Origin of the sequence: Anaerovorax odorimutans, from assembly GCF_024459955.1 — a bacterium.
GTDB classification, from domain to species: domain Bacteria; phylum Bacillota; class Clostridia; order Peptostreptococcales; family Anaerovoracaceae; genus Hominibacterium; species Hominibacterium odorimutans_A.
Map to the genome: position 1 here is coordinate 1 of NZ_JANFXK010000067.1, position 855 is coordinate 855.

Here is an 855-nt window from a genome sequence, read left to right on the forward strand (position 1 = left end):
CCAATGCTGCCGCCGCTTCGGCGTGCCTCAGAGCGTCTATTCGGACAACCACACCATATTTCGTTCCCCAAAAACCGGCAGACTGACCGTGGAGGAACTACTGGACGGCAAACAGGTGAATCTCACGCAGTTCGGGCGTTCCATGCATGAACTGGGCGTTGACCTGATCTTTGCCGGTTCACCCCAGGCGAAAGGCCGGGTGGAACGTCTCTGGGTGACGCTGCAAAGCCGCCTGCCCGTCGAGTTCGCCAAACGTGGGATCAAGACGCTCGCCGAGGCCAATCGTTTTCTGGAGGAAACCTACCTGGACCAGTTCAACGCCCGTTTCGCGGTGGAAGCCGAAGGAAGCTCCCTATTCGTCCCGATTGGGGAAACGACCGACCTGGACGCGATTTTATGCGTGAAACACAAACGGAAAACCGACGCGGCCGGCGTGTTCTCCTTCAAGAATCGTTGTTTTCAAATCCTGGACGCGGGTTTCCCCATCATCAACGCTCACAAGGAGATCACGGTCCTTGTCCACCCAAACCGCGGAATCCGCGTTGAGTACCAGGGGCGGGTCTATAATACGATTCGCTACCTGAAACCGCAAAACAAGAACGCCAACGTCAAAGTCCCCAGGAAGGTCATAAACACCGTCGCGCCGCACGTGGGACTCCGACATGGCAGCGAGGAGTGGAAACGAATCTGGTGGATGGAGGACTACAATTTGTCGCTTAAATTCCTTTACGAAATTTTCTTTGAAAAACAACCCAAACCAGCTTTGTAAAAGGGCGAAAACGCCCTTTTACAAAGGAGACATTTTCTCAAGTGAATTTCCTTCGCAAAAAGAGACATTTTCTCAAGTTATTGACA

1 pseudogene is annotated in these 855 nt (G+C 53.1%); it reads left to right on the top strand.

Annotation, left to right across the window (positions count from 1 at the left end):
• Window positions 1-769, top strand: a pseudogene (locus NE619_RS17855) (hypothetical protein); the annotation flags it as partial.
• Window positions 770-855: the final 86 nt, after the last annotated feature.